We start from the raw sequence: 18,452 nt of genomic DNA on the forward strand, positions 1-18,452 counted from the left end.
ACCGCCTCCTTCGATCCAGCGCCCCCAGTCTCGTACGTGAGCCCTGGGAGCGGACTCATGACCAGGTCAGGGTTCGTGGCGCGACCGAGAGCGCCCCGGTCGACTACCCGTCGCCCGACCCGCGAAACGCGCTCGGCCCGCCACCGCCGAACGGTGCGGCACGGGGCCACAGCGGGCGGACGGAGGGCGGCTCACCGCCGACCTTGGTGACGATCTCGGTGGCGAGGTCGCGCAGCTTCACGTTCCGGTGCTGGGAGGCCCGGGTGAGGATCTCGAAGGCCCGCTCGGAGGAGCACGACTCCTGGGTCATGACGATGCCGAGCGCCTGGTCGATGACCGTCCGCGAGGAGATCGCGTTCTGCAGGTCCAGGCTGAACTGGAGCTGCCCCGCGAACTTCAGCGCCACCCCGAGCGCGCCCGACGCGTACCCCGCGAAGACGGCGGCCTGCTCGCGGACCTGAGGGGTGAAGGAGCGCCGGTTTTCGGAGTACATGTTCAGGACACCGGGGACCTGCTGCCGGGCCGGGGCGAGCGGCAGCGCGAGCACGCTCCGTATGCCGTGCCCTCGGGCGAGCCCGGGGAAGGATCCGAAGCGCTGCTCCTCGTCGACGTCCTCGATGCTGTGCGGTGAGCCGGTCCGCAAGGTCTCCAGACAGGGGCCTTCACCCACCTCGTACTGGCGCTGGTCGAACCGGTCCACCAGTTCGTCGCTGGCCGCCGCGCTGTAGGGGTCGTGGCGGTTCTCGGTGCCGAGCGTCACCGAGCAGTGCACCGGGACGGGCAGGGCGGTCGCGGCGAGGGTGACGAGCTGCTGGAGGAAGTCGTCCAGCCGGTCGGACTCCAGCAGCAGGTCCTGCAGCCGGACCAGGATCTGTTCGCCGCGCTCCGGACCGCCGGGACGGGGCACCGCGGGGGGATCCGTCATGACGAGCCTCCTCCGTCCGGGAACGGTCCCGGGCGACGAGTACCCGGGTGGACGGAAATGAGGCGGCGGACGCCGCCCGTGCTCGGTCAGCGCTGCTCGTACGGATCCGCCGGCTGCTTCACGCGCTGCACCGACGTGACGTCCAGCACCGCCGGCCACGCCGCGTCGGTGCCGAGTGCGCCCTCGGGGTGCCAGGTGCCGGTGACGGTGACCCAGGTGTCGACCGGCGGCGCGTCGTCCCCGCGCACCTCGACCCGGCCGGCCGTCGCGTCGGCGGCGCAGCAGCTGACGAGGAGCCGGGTGACGTACCAGGTGCCGTCGTCGCCGTGGGTGACGAAGCCGGTCAGCCGGACCGTACGGCCCTGGAGCGAGCGCCCGCTGTCGTAGATCGCCCGGGAGCCGAACTCGCCGAGGGTCAGCTCCACCGGGTCCCCGCCGGCGAGCGCGGGGAAGGCCCCGACCCCCTGCGCGGCCCGCTGGGCGGACTCGCGCCCGGCGCTGTACGACCCGAGGGCCGGCGGCGGGAAGAGCAGCAGGGCGAGGGCGGGGAGGGTGAGGAGCCAGGCGATGCGGGGGCCGTGCCCGTGGTGATGACCGTGCCCGTCGTGATCGTCCTCTTCGTGCCCCTCCTCTTCGTGGTCCTCCGGCGCGGGTTCGTGACCGTCCGGCGCGGGTTCATGACCCGCGTGCGCGGATCCCCGTACGACCGCCATCACCGCGCCCAGCAGCACCAGCACCACCCCGGACACGACCAGGTAGGGCCGCAGCCCCGCCTGCACGTACCGCAGGTACAGCTCGCTGAACAGCGAGATACGCAGGACCGCCGCGCCCGTGAGGACGAGGAGGAGGGGGGAACCGTACTGGCCCGGAGTCACAGCAGCCACCACCCGACCAGCACGCTGCTCGCCACGGCCACCACCCAGGTCGCGGCGGAGAACCGTACGGCGAAGGCGCGCCCGAAGGTCCCCGTCTGCAGGGCGATCAGCTTCAGGTCGACCATCGGCCCGACGACCATGAACGCCAGCCGGGCGGTGGGCGGGAAGCCGCTGAGCGAGGCGGCGACGAAGGCGTCGGCCTCGCTGCACACGCACAGGACGACGGCCAGGAGGGCCAGCAGCAGCACCGCCAGCCAGGCCGAGCCGGTGAACAGGTCGAGGACGGACTGCGGGACGGCGATGTCGAAGGTCGCCGCGGCCGCCGCGCCGACGACGAGGAAACCGCCGGCGTGCAGGAAGTCGTGCTGGAGGCCGGCGCCGAAAGCCCGCAGACCGCCCCCGCCGGCCGGGGCGCGCCGCATGGGCAGTCGTATCCACTCGTCCCGCCCGAACCGGGCCCACAGCCAGCCCATCACCACCGCCGTCCCCAGCGAGGCGACCAGCCGGCCGAGGACCATCTCGGGCTGCCGGGGGAAGGCGATGGAGGTGGCCACCAGCACAACCGGGTTGATCGCGGGCGCGGAGAGCAGGAAGGCGAGCGCGGCGGCGGGGGCCACCCCCCGGCTCATCAGGCTCCCGGCCACCGGCACGGACGCGCACTCGCACCCGGGCAGCACGACGCCCGCGGCCCCCGCGACCGGCACGGCGAGGGCCTGGTTGCGCGGGAGGAGCCGACGGAACACCTTCTCCGGCACGAAGGCGCCTATCGCCGCCGAGACGACCGTGCCGAGGAGGAGGAACGGCACCCCTTGGACGGCGACCGCCGTGAAGACGGTCCACCAGGCGGCGACGGGCGGGGTGTACAGGTCGAGGGCGAGCAGCGGCCCGAGGACGGACACGACCGTGACGACGGCGAGCAGCGCCGCCCCGCCGAGGACGGCGTACACGAGCGCGCGCACGGCGAGGCGCAGGCTGTCGCCCACCGTCCGTTGATTCTCCACGAGCCTGTCCCGGTAGTCCGTGTGTGGTGTCTCCGCGCACGGTAACCGGGACCACTGTGTGCCGGCCCGGTTTCGTTACAGAGGAGGCTGTGCGGGGGCCGGGCCGAGGGTGGTCGTCCCCGGGGCCGTACGGTGTCCGAGCCCCGTCCGGTAGGCGTCCAGGGCCGCCTCCACACGTCCCGAGCGCCGCAGCAGATCCCCCAGCAGCCGGCACAGGTCGGCCAGGTCGCCGGCCGCGCCCGCCCGCTCCAGCAGGCTCAGGGCGCGTACGTAGTGCTCCTCGGCGGCCTCGGGGTCCCGGGCGTCCTCGGCGATGATGCCGAGGAGGCGGTGGGCGGCGGCGGAGTGCAGGGCGCCGCGTTCGGCGGTGAAGTCGCTGAGCACGTCGTGCAGCAGGGCGGCGGCCTCGTCGGACCTGCCGCGCCGGTGCAGTACGTCGGCCAGCTCGACGGCGACCTGGCTGGAGTAGAGGGCGGCCCGCTTGGCGGAGAGCATCGCGAGGGCCTCCCGCAGCTCGGCCTCGGCACGCTCCAGTTCGCCGTTCTGCGCGTACACGTAGCCGCGCATCCAGTGGCAGTTGGCGAGTTCGGTACGGATCTGCAGCTGCCGGTACAGCTCGGCCGCCTTCGCGAGCGAGGCGTCGGCCTCGGCGATCCGGCCCTCGGCGAGCAGGGTACGGGCGACCGAGCGGTGCATACGGGCCACCAGCGCCGGGTCGCCGACCTGGGAGGCCAGAGCGAGGGCGAGCTCGGCGGCCTGGGCGGCGCGGGCGTGGGCGCCCATGTCCATGTAGGGGCCGATGACGCCGGCGTACAGGAGCAGCAGCGCGTCGGGGTCGTGCAGGCCGCCGCGGTTGAGCTCGTCGAGCGTGGACTCCAACAGGTAGACCGCATAACGGAGTTCGCCGCCCAGGTAGTGGGAGACGGCCCGGCCCCGGATCGCCGGGACGCGGGCCGGCAGGGGGGCACCCGCACTGGCGAGCACCTCCTCGGCCCGCTCGAAGTACAGCCGGGCGGTGGCCAGGTCACCGGTGTCGATGCCGGCCTCGCCGAGCCCGAGCAGCGCGTCGGCCTGCTCGCCCGCCAGACCGTGCGTCTCCGCCTCCGCGAGCACGGCCGCGAACCCCTCGGCCGCCGTCTCGGTGGCACCGGTCGCCAACGTGCGCTGCGCGCCGGTCAGCCGCAGCCGCAGCTCGGTGACCAGACGGGCCGGCCGCCCGGTCGCCAGCTCCTCGAAGCCGACGCCGAGCCGCTCGGCGAGGTGCCTGAGCGCCTCGTCGGAGGGGCGGACGCGGCCGGCCTCCAGGGTGGAGATGTAGGCGGGCGTGTAGGCCGGTTCGGCCACCTGTTTCTGGGTCAGCCCGCGATCCGTCCGCAGCTGCTGCACCCGCCGCCCGATGATCACCGGGTCGTCGCGCTCCGGCATGCCCAACTCCCCTGGTGCCTCTTGCCGTTCGGCTCCGTCAGCCCCTAGGTTAAACGGCGTGTTAAGCATGCTTAACACGCCGCTGCTCATGGTGGTCCGGTTGTTGTTGTCGTTGTCCGTGTTCTTGCTGTTGTTGTCGCCGCTGCGAGGTTGTCGTGCCTGAACGCACCAGCGCCACCGAGCGTTACGCCAGGAGCATCGTCGCCGCCGTCGTCGCGGTCGCCGCCCTGGTACTGGCGGCGAACGCGGGCCCGGCGAGAGCCACGGAGCCCCGGCCCGCGCAGCACGCCACGCACCTCACGGACTCCGCGGCTCCCGCCGGCCGCCAAGTACTCCCGCACACCCCGCCGAGCGGCCTCGTGGGGTGTCCCTAGTCCGGCAGCGCCTTGCGCAGGGCCTCGTCCAGTCGCTCCGCCAGTTGCGCGTCGGTCGGCGGGCGGTCGCCGAACAGGGCACCGAGCTGGGCGGTGAAGGTCTGGGTGAACGCGCCGTACAGCGGGGTGCGCGGCCGCTGTACGGCGGCTCGGAGCGCCGGGAGGAGGATGCGGCGGGCGTAGGCGGGGCGGCCGTCGGCCCTGTCGCGGGGCATACGGTCGGCGCGCTCGCCGGTGGGGGAGGCCGAGGGGGCCGCGGCGGCCAGGGTGCACTTCACCGAGTCGTCCTCGTACGCCGATGTCCGCGTCGCCGCGAACCCCGCGTCCAGCAGACAGCGTTCGCTCTCCTTGCCGGTGAGGAAGCCGATCAGCTGGGCCGCCTTGGCCGCCCGTTGGGACGCCGTGGTCACCGCGAGGTTCTGGCCGCCGAGCACCGCCCGGCCGGGCAGCGGGGCCACACCGAGCCGGCCGGGGGTGAAGGACTGGTGCAGCGTGCGGTAGGCGTAGGGCCAGTGGCGCAGGAACGTGGTGCGGCCCGCGGCGAAGTCCGCGAGGGAGGCGGCCTCGTCGGAGTGGACGGCGTCCGGGAGGGTGTACGGCGGACCGGTGCGCTGCCGGAGTTCGGCGATGCCCTCGGTCAGCTGCTCGGCGGAGGCGACGTACCGACCGTCCGCGTCGATGAGCGCGAGATCCGGCGTCGCGGACGCGAACGCCTCCAGGGCGTTGACCGTACGGCCCTCGTAGGGGGCGAGCTGGGTGGTCCAGCCCTGCTCGTAGCCCTTGGGCGGCTGGTTCTCCAGTGACTGGATGGTCTCCTGGAGCCAGGCCCGGTCGACGCCCGCGCTCAGGTCGGTCTGGTGGACGCCCGCCTGGTGAAGGTGGTCGCGCCGGTAGTAGAGCAGACCGACGTCGCTGTTGAACGGCACCGAGTACACCTTGCCGTCCCAGCGGGCCGTGTCCGCCACCGACGTGATGACGTCACCGTCCAGCACGCCGTCGGGCAGCCGGCGCACGAGGCCGGCGGCGGCGAACTCCGGTACCCAGGTCACATCGAGGTTGACGACGTCGTAGGCGGCGCTGCCCGACTGGAGGGCGCCCAGGAGCTGACTGCGCTGTTCGTCCGCGCTGCCCGGCAGTTCCACCAGCCGGGCGCGGTAGCCGGTGCCGGCCTTCTCCTGCTGCCGGTTCCAGGCGTCGATGAGCTGCTGACGGATGCCGTTCTTGCCGGTGACGTCCCGGCCGCTGGCGACGACGATGTCCCCCGGCCGGTCGGCGACGGGCGTCGTGGAACCGCCCGCACCCCCACCGGTGCACGCCGCGACCAGGAGCAGGACCAGCAGGACCGCCAGCTGCCGGCCGGCGCGGCGCGGGGCCGTCCCGCGTCCGGTGCCGCCGCGCCACCTCTCCGGTTCGCTGCCTCGCCCCGTCATCTGTCCGCCCCCAGTCCGGTGCGTGCGACCTCGTCGGTCAGGCCCGCGCCGAGGTCCTCGTCGGTGTCCAGGCAGCGGCCGCCGCTCGCGGCGGAGATGCGGGCGGCCGGCCGGTTCGGGTCGCAGCCGCCGGTTTCCAGGGACACCATGGCCACCGGCACCTTCGCCGCCCGCGCCCGGGCCAGTACCTCGTCGAGGTTCGCACCGGTGAGCCGGCCGTCGTCCTCGCTGTCGGTGATGTGGACGAGGAGGCGGGGGCGTTCGTCCGGGCCGAGGCCGCCCAGGTCGTCGAGCGCGGCGAGCAGGGCGCGGTGCGGGTCGGCCTGGGCGTCCCGCACGCGGGCCGCGTCGACGGCGCGTTCCGCCTCCTTGCGGGTGTGGCGGCCGAAGGGGAGCACGGTCTCGTACGAGCGCTCGGCCCCGGACGTCCCGGACACCGCCCACACCCCGTACTCGTCCCTGCCGCCGAGCCCGCCCAGGGACTGCTTGAGCAGTCCGGGCCCACCGCTGGGGCCCTCCCACAGGGAAGCCATCGAACCGGAGCTGTCCAGCAGGAACAGGACCTGGCCAGGGCCGTGCGCGGCGCGGTACTTATTGAGCGTCTCCTCCGTCTCGACGCGTCCGGCGGTCTCGGTGAGCGGCGACGGCACCGGCACCATCCCGTGGGGGACCGGGCTTTCGGCGTCCAGCAGAAGGGGCTCGCCGCGCGCGGAACGGAAGCCGTCCCGGCCGAACGCGGCCTGCCCGTCCGACCCGGCGAGCCAGGTACGGAAGCTCTCGGCCGCCTCGTCACGCGCCGCCTCGTCCCGGTCGGCGTCCTGCCAGCGGACCCGCACGAAGGTGGGCTCCACCCCCGGCACGTCACCGGGGTAGTGGGCGGACCGGGGCGTCCGGGTCGCCCGGTCGCAGCCGACGCCGCTGCGCAGCAGGAACTCGGGGACGAGGGCGGCGGTGCGGTTGTCCACGGCGTTGTCGTCGGGCAGCGTGCACAGCAGGCCGGCGGCCGTGGGAGAGGGCGGCCCCGGCTGGGCGACCTTCAGTTCGGCCCCGGCCGGGTCGGCCCCGCCCGCGTACAGGCCGATGGTGGCGAGCAGCGCGGAGGTCGCGAACTCCGGGTCGGGGCGGCGCACTTCGGCATCCGCGTCGCGTTCGCGCAGGGCGGTGATCATCAGGGCCAGCGAGGGTTCGACACGGTCGTCCAGGTCGGCGGCGAGCTCCCGCGGGGCGGCGAGCACGACCGGGGAGTACGCCAGCGGCTCCTCGTCAAAGTCCAGGCGGGCCACGGCGTCGGTGTCCTGGGCGGCCGTGGCCCGGGCGGCGTCGGCGGCGGTGGCGGGGATCCAGACGTCCGGCTGGGGGCCGACGTCCCGCTGCGGGTTGGCGTCCTCGTCCCGGGGCTCCTGCCAGGCGTCCGACTGTCCGGCCAGCGCGGTGACCACGTCGGCGGATCCCGCGCTGTACACCGTGATGCCGCTGCGCCGGCAGCCGTCGCCGGTGGTGTTCTCGTCCGACTGCAGATAGGCCTCCGCCGCCGAGGTCACCGTCGGTTCGAGGTCGGGGTCGGTCAGGACGCGCAGTTCGAGGGGCGGCGCGCAGGAGGGGTGGCCGGCGGTGAGGGTGACGATGCCGTACGAGCCGAGTCCCAGGGCGGCGAGGACGAGAGCGAGGACGAGCAGGACGCGGGTGGCGGGGCGGCGGGTGGCGGGCGGACGCCGGAAGGCGTGGGCGAGGGCCGCGGCGCCGGTGCGGAGACGGGCGAGGAGGACGGCCGCGGCTGTACGCAGGCGGGAGGGGCCCGGTTTCCGTTCTTCGCGGGGCCGCTCGGACGGGCTGTGCCGCTCTCCCGGCGGCCACGGCCCCGACCCGCCGATCGCCCGCCGGACGGACGGAGCCGGCCGTGCGGACAGCAGGACGTCCTCACCCGGCTCCGTCCTGCTCTGCGGTTCCCACGCCTCACCGCGCACCGTCTTGTACCCGGCCGCCGCCATCCGGTCCCGCAGCCGGTCCGCGACCTCCTGGAAGCCCAACTCGCCGTTCTCCTCCAGGAGTTGCACCAGCTCCTCGGTGAACGGCGTGGGTGTCGAGGGGTCCCCCGCGTCGATGCGGTGATTGGCCTGCACGCTCATCAGGAGCAGCACGCGCCGCTTGTCGCGGAAGGTCTCCCAGATCCACGCGGCGTTGCCCGCGAAGCAGCAGTCGAGGACCACCACGATCCGCTCGGCCGGGCCGGCGGCCAGCATGGTCAGGGCCGTGCTGACCGTCTCCGAGCCGGGGAAGACCGCGTGCCCGCCCGCGACCACGCTCGCGTTGCGCATCTGCAGGAACAGCTCGTCGCCCGCGCTGGGGATGGCGCCGTGCCCCGAGAAGTACAGGAACAGCAGCCCCTGCGCCTCTTCGGCGGTCCTGCGCAGGGCGTGGTCGAAGTCGTCCCGGGACGGCGAGCGGGCCACGGTGATCTCGTGCTCGCCGAAGACCCGGCCCCGTAACAGCGTGTCCCGGAGCCGGTTCAGGTTGTGCTTGACGGCGGGGAGGTCGCCGGGCACGCCGTGCGGCGGCTCCGTGAGGTCGTATTCGGAGACCCCCACCAGCAGCGCCCGGTTCACCCGTCCACGCGGGTCGAAGCGGGTCACCGGCCTACCTGTCGTCGAGGCCCATGGTGTCGACACGACCCTCGGGCGGATCGCCGTCCTCGACCTCTCTCCGGTTGGCCCGCCATGCCTCCACGGCCTGCTTGACCTGCGTCAGCAGCTCCTTGAAGACGGTGGCCGCGCCCGCCCCGATGACGGCGACGACGATGTCCATCCCGACGCCCATCGGGGCGCCCGGCTCGTCGGTGCGGCGCTGCTCGTGAATCTGCAGCCGGCCGGCCCGCACCAGTTCGTCGAGTGGTTTCTCCCGCTCCAGCCACTTGCGCAGAGCGCCGACGTCGCTCTCGCTCGCGGTCCCGTCCAGCCGAACCCGTATGCCTTGGTTGGCCACTCCATCCCCCTCAGCCATAACTCACCATCATGGCACCGCTCCGGGAGTCAGGGGAGGGGTCGGGAGCACCGCATGTTCACGAGCCGAGCGTCTGCAACTGCCGCAGCTGCCGCCGGATGTGGTCCAGGGCGCCCTCCCGGCGCCCCGGCACCCGGGCCCGCAAGTCGGCCAGCGCGGCCCCGAGTTCACGAGCCGCCGCCGGATCGCCGATCTGCCCCCACTGGTGGTGCGCCCGGTCCACGGCCGACTCCACGGCGGGCGCGTCCACCGCCTGCCCGGCACCCAGCCGAGCGGACGCCACCGCCAGCCAGGTACGGCAACTGCGCGCCGGATCGCCCGCGAACATCGCCAGATCCGCCCGGACCTCCGCCCAGTGCAGGGCCTGCTCCGAGGCACGGCCGTGAGACCGTACGGCGGCCTGCTCGTGCTCGGCGGCGAGGGCGTCGGCGGCGTCGTGACGGCCGTCCTGGACGGCGGTGGTGATGGCGGCGTGCGGATCGTCCTCGTCGTCGACGCCGTGCCGGGCGGCTTCGCTCTCCGTGCGCGGCCGGACGATCTCCCGACGCCGGTCCGCACCGGCCTGCCCGTCCGGCGCGTGCGGCCGGGACGGTTCGGGCTGATGCGGGGTCCGGGGGGCGAAGCCGGCCGGAGCGGGCACGGCCCCGCCCGGTACGGCCACGCCGGGCACCCCCACCCCGGGCACGCCGAGGACCAGGTCCCCGTACGCCTCGCTCCCCAGCCGGGCCAGCGCCTGCTCGTGCAACTGCTCCATCGGCGGACGCCACCCGCTCCGCAGGATCGTCGCGACCGCCTTCATGTACGCCGGCGCGGCCACCGTCCGCCGAGACGACGGCGGCGGCGCGATACGTCCGTACACCGCGGTGCTGCGCCCGCAGTCCAGCGGGTGGGCGCGCAGCCACTGCCAGGTCTCCGCGTCGGCGTGCAGGTCCAGCAGCAGGGTCGTCGTCCCGGGCGTGCGCAGGCGCAGTTCCTCACGGATCCAGTGCCAGGGGAGGCCGGTGTAGCGGACGGTGGCGGTGGTGGTGCGGGCCAGCGCGAGGTGGGGCAGGTGCTGGCGGCGGTCGAGCAGGAGCTGGCCGGTGACGAAGACGGTGAGCGGGCCGGGGGCCGTCGCGGCGGCGCGCAGCCGGGTGAGGACGGCCTGGGGTTCCAGCGGGTCGGCGAGCTCGACGACGTTGGCGGTCTCGGTGCCGGACAGCACGGCGGGCGGCACGGCCGCGAGCACGGGGAGCACGGACGCCGCGTCCACCAGACAGCCCTTGCCCACCGGCGATGCGGCCAGCAGCAGCACGGTTCCCGGCATCGGTCCCTCCCCGTCCCCCGTCGATCACGTACGGCAGCACCGTAACCGCTGCGGCTGCAAAGGTGGGCCCCAGGCCAGCAAACGAGCCCGCCCGCGCGGGGCGGAAGCCGCCGACTTGCCAGGGCCTGTCCCCAGGTGTGCTCTGGAAGGCGGGGGCGAGGAGAGAGGAGTGCTCTCATGGCTCACGCGGCACCCAGGCCCGGCAGATTGCGCGGCACACGCCGTCCGGCCCGCCCGGCCCGGCGGAGCATGACCCGGCCGAAGCGCACGCCCGACCTGTTCAGCGAGCGCGTCCACGCGGTGGCGAGGTACGCGGTGCCCGTCGTGCTCGGCCTCGTCTACGGCTACTGGGCCGCGGCCAACCGCCGCGAGGGCGGGCCCATCACCGGCTGGAACATCCTGTTCGGCTTCGTCACCGCGATCGCGTTCATCGTGCTGTGCCTCGCCGTGGCGACGTTCGCCCCGCGGCTGAAGCGGGAGCTGCACTCGATCACGAAGTCCGCCTTCGCGGGCGCGGCCATCGGCTTCCTGTACAGCCAGTCCGACGCGAGCGTGCTCAGGTCCACGGCCCTGGGGCTGGTGGTCGCGGCGGGCATCTTCGGCGTGTTCTTCTACCGCTACTACACACGTGAGGACGCGGCGGGAAACCGCATCCGCTGACCGCATGCCGGCCACCCACCGGGCGCCGGGAGAGATCCGGTCGACGACGACCGGTGAGTGACTGGTGGCGCCGCTCTCACGCCGAGGGCGGTGCCGGAGACGTCGGTGCCCCGGGCCGGATCGCCGGATGCGACCGGACCGCCGGATCCGCCGCGGCCATGTCCGTCGGCGTAGGCCGGCGGGGTCGCGGGACCAGAACCTTACGGAGGGCGGGCGGTTCGGCGCCCGTTCGGTGTGCGCGTGCGTCCGTATGGAGTCGCGCCGCTCGCGGTCCCGGCCCGGCCCGTCTTGCCTGGAAGGGTGCCCTCACGACTCCGGAACGCCCTGTCGGCCGTACTGATCGCCCTGGCCTGTCTGCTCGTGCCGTTCGGCGCGTCGGCGGCCTGGGTGGCGTACGGGCTCGCCGACACCGGCCGGTACGTCACCACGATGGCGCCGCTGGCCGCCGATGCGGACGTGCGCGACGCGATCGCGGACACCGTCGGGGCCGAGATCGTGAACGCGGCCGACGTCGGCGGGCCGATGCGCCTCTTCGTGCGGGACGCGGTGCGCTCGTTCACCCGGACCGAGGCGTTCCGCACGGTGTGGGACGCGGGCAACCGGGCCGTGCACGAAGCGGTGCTGAGTGCGCTGCGGGACGGCGGCGAGGGCGGCGTGACGGTGGACCTCGCACCGGTCGCCGCCGAGGTCAGGAACCGGCTGAGCGAGGACCACGTGCCGTTGGCGCACCGCATCCCGGTCCGGCACACCGAGGTCTCCGTCCTCCCGGCCGAGGACCTGTCCCGGCTCCGGAAGGGGTTCCACGTGCTCGACGTCGCCGGATTCTGGCTGCCCGTGACGGCGGCCGTGCTCGCGGCCGCCGGGATCGCCGTGGCGGCCGGCCGCCGCCGCGCGGTCACCGCGACCGCCCTCGGCACCGCCCTGGGCGGCGCCCTCCTCGGCCTCGCGGTCGCCGTCGGCCGCCGTCTCACCCTCGCCGACCTGCCCGACCCCGCCCACCGGCCGGCCGCCGGCGCGATCTACGACGCCCTCACGGCCACCCTGCGCACGGTCTCCTGGCTGCTGGCCGCCGCCGGACTGGCGGTGGCACTGGCCTGCCTGCTCAGCGGCCGGTACGGGCATCTCCTGCGCCGGCGATCTCGGCAAGCGTCCGCAGCGCCCGCCGCAGATCCGGCACAGCGGCCGACGCGAGCCCGAGCCTGACCGCGTCCGGCGTCCGGCTCGGGTCGACTACGACGCCCTGCGCACGGTCTCCTGGCTGCTGGCCGCCGCCGGACTGGCGGTGGCACTGGCCTGCCTGCTCAGCGGCCGGTACGGGCATCTCCTGCGCCGGCGATCTCGGCAAGCGTCCGCAGCGCCCGCCGCAGATCCGGCACAGCGGCCGACGCGAGCCCGAGCCTGACCGCGTCCGGCGTCCGGCTCGGGTCGACGGCGAAGGCGGGCCCGGGCGTGACGGCGACACCGCGCGCGGCGGCCGCGGCCGTGAAGGTGTCCGCACGCCACGGGGCGGGCAGCTCCCACCAGGCGTAGTAGGCGCGCGGATCCGACCGTACGGCGAACCCCCGCAGTTCCTCCTCCAGGACCCGCTGCCTGCGCCCCGCGTCCGCCCGCTTCGCCGCGACCAGTTGCGCCACCGTCCCGTCCCCGATCCACCGCACCCCCGCCTCCAGCGCGAACCGTCCCGCACTCCACCCGCCGGACCGCACGGCGGCGGCCACGGATTCCACCCGATGCGGCGGTACGACGAGAAAGCCGACGGTGAGTCCGGGCGCCACGCGCTTGGACAGGCCGTCGACGACGTGGGTGAGGGCGGGGGCGTAGGCGGCCAGCGGTGTGACCAGGTCGTCGGCCAGGAAGGACCAGATGCGGTCCTCGACGACCGGGATGCCCAAGTCGGTGGCGGTGGCGGCCAGTCGGCCCTTGCGCTGCTCGCTCATCGTCACGGACGTCGGATTGTGCAAGGCCGGCTGGACGTAGAGGGCGGACAGGGGTGCCGTGCGGTGGGCGGCGGCGACGGACTCCGGGCGCGGGCCGTCCCCGTCCGTGGCGAGCGGCACCAGCGTGATGCCCAGCCGGGCCGCGATCTCCTTGACCACGGGATACGTCAGCGCCTCGACGCCGACCCGGCCGCCGGGCCGGACGAGGGAGGCGAGGACGGCGGCGATCGCCTGCCGGGCGTTGCCGGCGAAGACGAGCTGCCCGGGGGCCGGGCGCCAGCCGGGGGCGGCGAGCAGACCGGCGGCCGCTTCCCGGGCCGCGCGGGTGCCGGTGGCGGCGGCAGGGCGGAGGGCCTCCGCCAGGACGTCGGGGCGCAGGAGGGGCGCGAGGGCGGGGGCGAGGAGTTCGGACTGGCCGGGTGCGGACGGGTAGTTGAGCTCCAGGTTGACGGGCGCGGCGGCTTCGGCCGGCTCGGTGAGCGCACGGCCCGTCGCCGCGACCGGAGCCGCCCGCACGAACGTTCCGCGTCCCACCTCCCCCACCACCAGCCCGCGCCGCACGAGTTCGCCGTACACCCGCCCGGCCGTCGACCCGGCTATCCGGCGCCGCCGCGCGAACACCCGCTGCGGGGGCAGCCGTTCCCCGGGCTTGAGACGTCCGGCGGCGATGTCGTCGGCCAGGCGGTCGGCGAGGCGCCGGTAGTCGTCCACAGAGTCCCACCCCGTCAGGATCGGATTGCACCGAGAGCAAAGATCTTATTGCACCGACGAGTTGGGGCGATCTAGGGTCGGTCACATGACCTCTTTCCCGGAGTTTCTCGCATATGAAGACAAAGGGGCCGATACCTCTGCGGTCCCCCTTGTCCTGGTCCACGGCCACCCCTTCGACCGCACCATGTGGGCCCCGCAGATCGCCGAGTTCTCCGCCACGCGCCGGGTGATCGCCCCCGACCTGCGGGGCTACGGCCACTCCCCGCAGGCCCCCGGCGTCACCCGGTTCGCCCGGTTCGCGGAGGACATCGAGGCGCTCCTCGACGAGCTGAAGGTGGAGACCTTCGTCCTGGCCGGCCTGTCGATGGGCGGCCAGATCGCGATGGACGGCTACCGGCGGTTCGGGGAACGCGTCCGGGGCCTGGTCCTCGCGGACACCTTCCCGGCGGCCGAGACCCCGCAGGGCGTGCGCACCCGCAACGCCATGGCGGACCGGCTGCTGCGGGAGGGGCTGCGGGGGTACGCCGACGAGGTGCTGGAGAAGATGGTGGCGCCGTACGCCTCGCCCGAGGTGAAGGCCCACGTCCACCGCATGATGACGTCCGCGCCCGCCCAGGGTGCCGCCGCCGCCCTCCGCGCCCGCGCCGCCCGCCCCGACTACCACGAGCTGCTGACCCGCGTCACCGTCCCCGCGCTGGTGGTGGTGGGCTCCGACGACACGTACACGCCGGTTGCCGACGCCGAGGCCATGCACGCGGTCCTCCCCGACTCGACACTGCGGGTGATCGAGAGGGCGGCCCACATGCCGAACCTGGAGCGGCCGGAGGAGTTCAACGGGGCGCTCGGGGAGTTCCTGGCGCGGGTGGACCGGCGCTCGTAGTCTCGGGACGGTGACCCGACAGCGCTTCCGCCGGCCCGGCATCTGGTGCGCCGCGCCGCTGTTCGCCGGGGTGAGCGTCGTCGTGGGGTGCCGGGTCGCCGACACCGACGGGATCACCCCTGTCCCCCAGCTCCTCGCCTTCCTGCCGTGGCTGCTCGCACCCGCCGCGCTGGGGCTGGGGATCGCCCTGCTGGCCCGGTGGTGGACCGGGGTGGTGTGGGCGGTCGTCGTCATCGGACTGCTGGCGTGGTTCATGGAGCCGTACGGGAAGAGCAGCGAGCCCGGCGGTCGGGCCGTCGCCTCCCTGCGGGTGCTGAGCTCGAACGTCGAGTTCGGGCAGGCCACCGACTCCCTCGTCGCCACCGTCCGCAGGGAGCGGCCGGACCTCGTCTTCATACAGGAGTGCGAGTACACGTGTGACGCGGCGCTGAAGCAGGCCCTCGACGCCGACTACCCACACCGACAGGCCGTCGAGGGCGGCGGATCGGCGGGGTCGGTCCTCCTCAGCCGCTTCCCCCTCGAGGGCACCGAAGGCATCCCCGGCACGATGGGCATGCCGGGTGCCGTCGCCGACGTGCGCGGACGGGCCGTACGGCTCCAGCTCGCGCACCCGATGCCCCCGCTGCCCGGCCAGGTCGACGTCTGGCGGCGCGAGCTGGGTGCCCTGCGCGACTTCGCCGCCGGCCGGGCGAAGTCGCCGACCATCATGGCCGGCGACTTCAACGCCTCCCAGGACCACGCCGCCTTCCGCCGCATCCTCGACACCGGCCTGCGCGACGCGGCCCGCCTGACCGGCGCCGACCGCACGCCCACCTGGCCCGCCCGCACGGCCCGGACCACTCCGGCGCTGGGCACCCAGATCGACCACGTGCTGGTCTCCGCCGACTTCGCCGCCCGCGAGACCCGCTTCCTCGACCTCGTCGGCACGGATCACCGCGCGCTGCTGGTCGAGATCACGCTGCACCAGCGCGGATGACGACCGCGCTGGTCGCTGTGCTCAAACGCCGATGTCGTCGCCGTCGGCGCGCCGCCCGCGAGACCCGCTTCCTCGACCTCGTCGGCACGGATCACCGCGCGCTGCTGGTCGAGATCACGCTGCACCAGCGCGGATGACGACCGCGCTGGTCGCTGTGCTCAGACGCCGATGTCGTCGCCGTCGGCGCGCCACACCGCCACGACCGACGGGCGGACGATCTTGCCGGGGCCGTCGGGCCAGGTGCTGGCCGGCTTCTCCACGGACGCGCCGTTGATCTCGCCCGGGTGCTGCACGGCGACGAGCACCCGCCGGTCCTGGATGACCGGACCGCAGGTCTCGGCGCCGATCGGCATGGTCAGGAACTGCTTGAGCTCACCGCGCCGCTCGCCCTTCGTGGCGACGCCGAAGAGCCCGTCGTGGAAGCCGAGCTGGGCGCCGTCGGTGGAGATCCACAGGTTGCCGTGCGGGTCGAAGGCCACGTTGTCCGGGCAGGAGATCGGGCTGACGTCGTCCTTCGGGAACCCGGCGAAGTAGGTCGCCGGGTCGTCCGGGTCACCGGCGACGAGGAAGAGCGTCCAGGCGAACCTGGTGCTCTCGGCCCGGTTCCAGCGCTCGGTGAGCTCCAGGACGTGCCCGTGCTTGTTGGCGTTGCGCGGGTTGGCCTCGTCGGCCGGGGCGTTCGTACCGACACCGCGGTTGCTGTTGTTGGTGAGGGCGACGTACACCTTGCCGGTGTGCGGGTTCGGCTCGATGTCCTCGGGCCGGTCCATCTTGGTCGCGCCGACCTTGTCCCCGGCGAGCCGGGTGAAGACGAACACCTCGTCGGCGGTCATGCCCTCGACGTGCGAGACGGCACCCTTGGCGGTCGCGGTGGCCAGCGGGATCCACTCGCCGCTGCCGTCGAACTCGCCGTCGCCCGGCAGCTTCCCCGTCCCGTCGATCTCGATGGCGGGGGAGTCACCGGTCAGCTTGGCGACGTAGAGCGTGCCCTCGTCGAGCAGGCTCAGGTTGTGCTCCCGCACGGCACGGGAAAACCCCTTCTTCATCCGCTTGCTGCCGACGAACTTGTAGAAGTAGTCGAACCGCTCGTCGTCGCCGGAGTACACGACCGGCCGCCCGTCGTCCGTCAGCCGCACGGTCGCGCCCTCGTGCTTGAAGCGGCCGAGGGCGGTGTGCTTGCGGGGCGTGGAGGACGGGTCGTACGGGTCGAGCTCGACGACGTACCCGAAGCGGTGCACCTCGTTCGGCTCCTGGGCCACGTCGAAGCGCTTGTCGAACCGCTCCCACTTGCGCTCGGAGGCCGCGGTGCCGATGCCGTATCGCTTGTCCGTCGCCCGGCTCGCGTGGGCGAAGTACTGGTTGAAGTTCTCCTCGCCGTGGAGCGTGGTGCCCCAGGGGGTGGTCCCACCCGCGCAGTTGTTGAGGGTGCCCAGGACCTTGGTGCCGGTCGGGTCGGCGGAGGTCTTCAGCAGGTCGGACCCGGCGGCGGGCCCGGTGAGCCGGAACTCGGTGGTGGCGGTGACCCGCCGGTTGAGGGGATGCCGGGAGACGGCGGTCAGTTTCCCGCTCCTGCGGTCGCCCTCCACGACGACGGCGGACAGCCCGTGGGCCGCCCACGCGATCTCCACCTGCTCGCGGGTCGGGTTGGCGGCGTCGTAGCCGCGGAACATGAGCACCTCGTCGGTGTACTCGTGGTTGGCGACGAGGATCTGCCTGTTCCGCTCGCCCGGCAGCGGGAGGAGGGAGAGGAAGTCGTTGTTGTATCCGAACTGACCGGCCTGCGCGGCGGCGGTCTGCTTCTCCGGGTCGAAGGCCGGCGCCCCGCGCAGGATGGGCTCGCCCCAGCGGATCACGACATTCTGCCGATAACCAGCCGGAACGGTCACAACGTCGGCCGTGTTGGGCGCGACGGCGGCGAACCGAAGGCCACGGGCGGCCTTGCCGCGACCGGGCTTGCCCGCAATAGCACTGTTTGCGCCACTTTCGGCCGCGGCGACCGGCGAGGCGAGCCCCGCCCCCGCCGCACCGGCCACGGTCACGACGGCCGCGGCCCGCATGATCGACCGCCGGCTGAGCGCACCGGCGATGACGTCACCGACGTACGGGTTGGCGGAGGTGTTCGGCACCTCGTGGAAACAGGCGTCACCACACCGGAACCGGCAGGTGAGGGCGGAGCGCCCCCCGGGGTGCTCGTTCGAAGTCCTGATCAACGGCAACTGCATACGCACTTTGCTCTCCCCTTGCTTCCCCTTGGGTCCGGTGTGACGGACGCTATGCGCACGTCTGTGCGGGAGCGGGGCGTGCCGGTGAACCGAGGGTGAACCCGAGGTGGCTGTCAGGCAGTTGGCCTCGACGGGCAGGCGCGCGGGTCAAGGCTTGATATGCCCTCTTGACGTCTCCCGGGTCGCGTGACCCGCCCCTGCCCAAGATCGCCTTCCGGGGCCGCTAACCTTACGTGTCCGTCCTGGCCAGGGATTGACGGGCTACAACTCATGCGAAGGGTTGCGCACATGGGCATTCTCACTCTCCTGCGGAACGCGTTCGGCCGGTCACGCAAGGGGCACACCACCGCCCCTTCGCAGGAAACCGAGGTTGCCTCACAGGAGGCCGCGCCGACGGTACCGGCCCCTGCAACGGAGCCGACCCCGGACCCGCAGCCGACGGCGACGGTCCCGGAACCGCGCACGTCGACGCCGTCCACACCGCCCGCCGAGTCCCCTTTGTCCGCAAAGGACGAGCACGACTTGGTCGCGGCGGCCTTCGACAAGGTGGCCGTACCGAAGCCGGCGGAACCGGCGGAACCGGCTGTGACTGCGGCGGAGCCGGTGAAGACGCCGGTGGCGGAGGAACCGACGCCGGAGCCGGTGGTGGAGACGCCGGTCGCGGAGGCCACTCCCGAGCCCGAGCCGGTGGCGGCCGAGGAGCCGGTCGCGGCCACGAAGGTCACGCCGGAGC

Annotated in this window: 16 protein-coding genes and 1 pseudogene; 7 read left to right on the forward strand and 10 right to left on the reverse strand. The window is 73.8% G+C overall.

Annotation, left to right across the window (positions count from 1 at the left end):
- Positions 1-103: 103 nt before the first annotated feature.
- The 4 genes from KUM49_RS45970 to KUM49_RS45985 all read right to left on the reverse strand — a co-directional run bounded on the left by KUM49_RS45970 (position 104) and on the right by KUM49_RS45985 (position 4,226).
- Positions 104-925, reverse strand: a complete 822-nt coding sequence (locus KUM49_RS45970; RefSeq protein ID WP_217242947.1) for a GAF and ANTAR domain-containing protein — start codon at positions 923-925, stop codon at positions 104-106.
- A gap of 86 nt (positions 926-1,011) precedes the next feature.
- Positions 1,012-1,800, reverse strand: a complete 789-nt coding sequence (locus KUM49_RS45975) for a TIGR03943 family protein (protein WP_308407025.1) — start codon at positions 1,798-1,800, stop codon at positions 1,012-1,014.
- Positions 1,797-2,801 carry a permease gene (locus KUM49_RS45980; RefSeq protein ID WP_217242949.1) on the reverse strand — a complete coding sequence of 335 codons (1,005 nt, stop codon included), beginning with the start codon at positions 2,799-2,801 and terminating at the stop codon, positions 1,797-1,799. The genes KUM49_RS45975 and KUM49_RS45980 overlap by 4 nt, the downstream gene beginning before the upstream one ends.
- A gap of 75 nt (positions 2,802-2,876) precedes the next feature.
- Complete coding sequence (locus KUM49_RS45985) at positions 2,877-4,226, reverse strand: tetratricopeptide repeat protein (protein WP_217242950.1); 1,350 nt, start codon at positions 4,224-4,226, stop codon at positions 2,877-2,879.
- Positions 4,227-4,381: 155 nt separating this feature from the next.
- Here KUM49_RS45985 and KUM49_RS45990 point away from each other — a divergent pair, with 155 nt between their 5' ends.
- Positions 4,382-4,600: a hypothetical protein gene (locus tag KUM49_RS45990; protein ID WP_217243055.1), complete on the forward strand. Its 219-nt coding sequence runs from the start codon at positions 4,382-4,384 to the stop codon at positions 4,598-4,600.
- Here KUM49_RS45990 and KUM49_RS45995 read toward each other — a convergent pair.
- The 4 genes from KUM49_RS45995 to KUM49_RS46010 form a co-directional block, all read right to left on the reverse strand.
- Entirely contained in the window at positions 4,597-6,030 is a 1,434-nt protein-coding gene (locus KUM49_RS45995) for an extracellular solute-binding protein (protein ID WP_217242951.1), read from the reverse strand. The genes KUM49_RS45990 and KUM49_RS45995 overlap by 4 nt on opposite strands.
- Positions 6,027-8,660, reverse strand: coding sequence for a caspase family protein (locus tag KUM49_RS46000; protein ID WP_217242952.1), 2,634 nt, complete (start codon positions 8,658-8,660; stop codon positions 6,027-6,029). The genes KUM49_RS45995 and KUM49_RS46000 overlap by 4 nt, the downstream gene beginning before the upstream one ends.
- Positions 8,661-8,664: 4 nt before the next feature.
- A complete protein-coding gene (locus KUM49_RS46005) occupies positions 8,665-9,009 on the reverse strand; it encodes a hypothetical protein (RefSeq protein WP_308407026.1) in 345 nt (114 codons plus the stop codon).
- Between the two features lie 76 nt (positions 9,010-9,085).
- A complete protein-coding gene (locus KUM49_RS46010; RefSeq protein WP_217242954.1) occupies positions 9,086-10,333 on the reverse strand; it encodes a hypothetical protein in 1,248 nt (415 codons plus the stop codon).
- A 177-nt stretch (positions 10,334-10,510) separates the two neighbouring features.
- Between KUM49_RS46010 and KUM49_RS46015 the strand changes: the two genes are divergently transcribed.
- Positions 10,511-10,993 (forward strand): hypothetical protein, encoded by a 483-nt coding sequence (locus tag KUM49_RS46015; RefSeq protein WP_217242955.1) that lies wholly within the window; start codon positions 10,511-10,513, stop codon positions 10,991-10,993.
- Positions 10,994-11,293: 300 nt separating this feature from the next.
- Positions 11,294-12,196, forward strand: coding sequence for a hypothetical protein (locus KUM49_RS46020; RefSeq protein WP_217242956.1), 903 nt, complete (start codon positions 11,294-11,296; stop codon positions 12,194-12,196).
- A gap of 98 nt (positions 12,197-12,294) precedes the next feature.
- On the opposite strand, the gene KUM49_RS46025 is transcribed toward KUM49_RS46020, so the two are convergent.
- The gene (locus tag KUM49_RS46025; RefSeq protein WP_217242957.1) at positions 12,295-13,641 is read right to left on the reverse strand and encodes a PLP-dependent aminotransferase family protein; all 1,347 of its coding nucleotides are present in this window, start codon (positions 13,639-13,641) and stop codon (positions 12,295-12,297) included.
- An 85-nt stretch (positions 13,642-13,726) separates the two neighbouring features.
- Between KUM49_RS46025 and KUM49_RS46030 the strand changes: the two genes are divergently transcribed.
- From KUM49_RS46030 to KUM49_RS46040, 3 genes are read left to right on the forward strand one after another with little or no spacing between them, the layout of a single operon-like run.
- Positions 13,727-14,521 carry an alpha/beta fold hydrolase gene (locus KUM49_RS46030; RefSeq protein ID WP_217242958.1) on the forward strand — a complete coding sequence of 265 codons (795 nt, stop codon included), beginning with the start codon at positions 13,727-13,729 and terminating at the stop codon, positions 14,519-14,521.
- Positions 14,522-14,531: 10 nt separating this feature from the next.
- The gene (locus tag KUM49_RS46035) at positions 14,532-15,497 is read left to right on the forward strand and encodes an endonuclease/exonuclease/phosphatase family protein (RefSeq protein ID WP_217242959.1); all 966 of its coding nucleotides are present in this window, start codon (positions 14,532-14,534) and stop codon (positions 15,495-15,497) included.
- The gene (locus tag KUM49_RS46040) at positions 15,494-15,634 is read left to right on the forward strand and encodes a hypothetical protein (RefSeq protein WP_217242960.1); all 141 of its coding nucleotides are present in this window, start codon (positions 15,494-15,496) and stop codon (positions 15,632-15,634) included. Before KUM49_RS46035 ends, KUM49_RS46040 begins: the two co-directional genes overlap by 4 nt.
- Positions 15,635-15,655: 21 nt before the next feature.
- On the opposite strand, the gene KUM49_RS46045 is transcribed toward KUM49_RS46040, so the two are convergent.
- Entirely contained in the window at positions 15,656-17,725 is a 2,070-nt protein-coding gene (locus KUM49_RS46045) for a PhoX family phosphatase (RefSeq protein WP_374200282.1), read from the reverse strand.
- A 282-nt stretch (positions 17,726-18,007) separates the two neighbouring features.
- Between KUM49_RS46045 and KUM49_RS49575 the strand changes: the two are divergent.
- Positions 18,008-18,452 (forward strand): annotated as a pseudogene (locus KUM49_RS49575) (Toxic cation resistance protein); the annotation flags it as partial.

Source organism: Streptomyces sp. AC555_RSS877 (assembly GCF_019049245.1).
Lineage (GTDB): Bacteria > Actinomycetota > Actinomycetes > Streptomycetales > Streptomycetaceae > Streptomyces.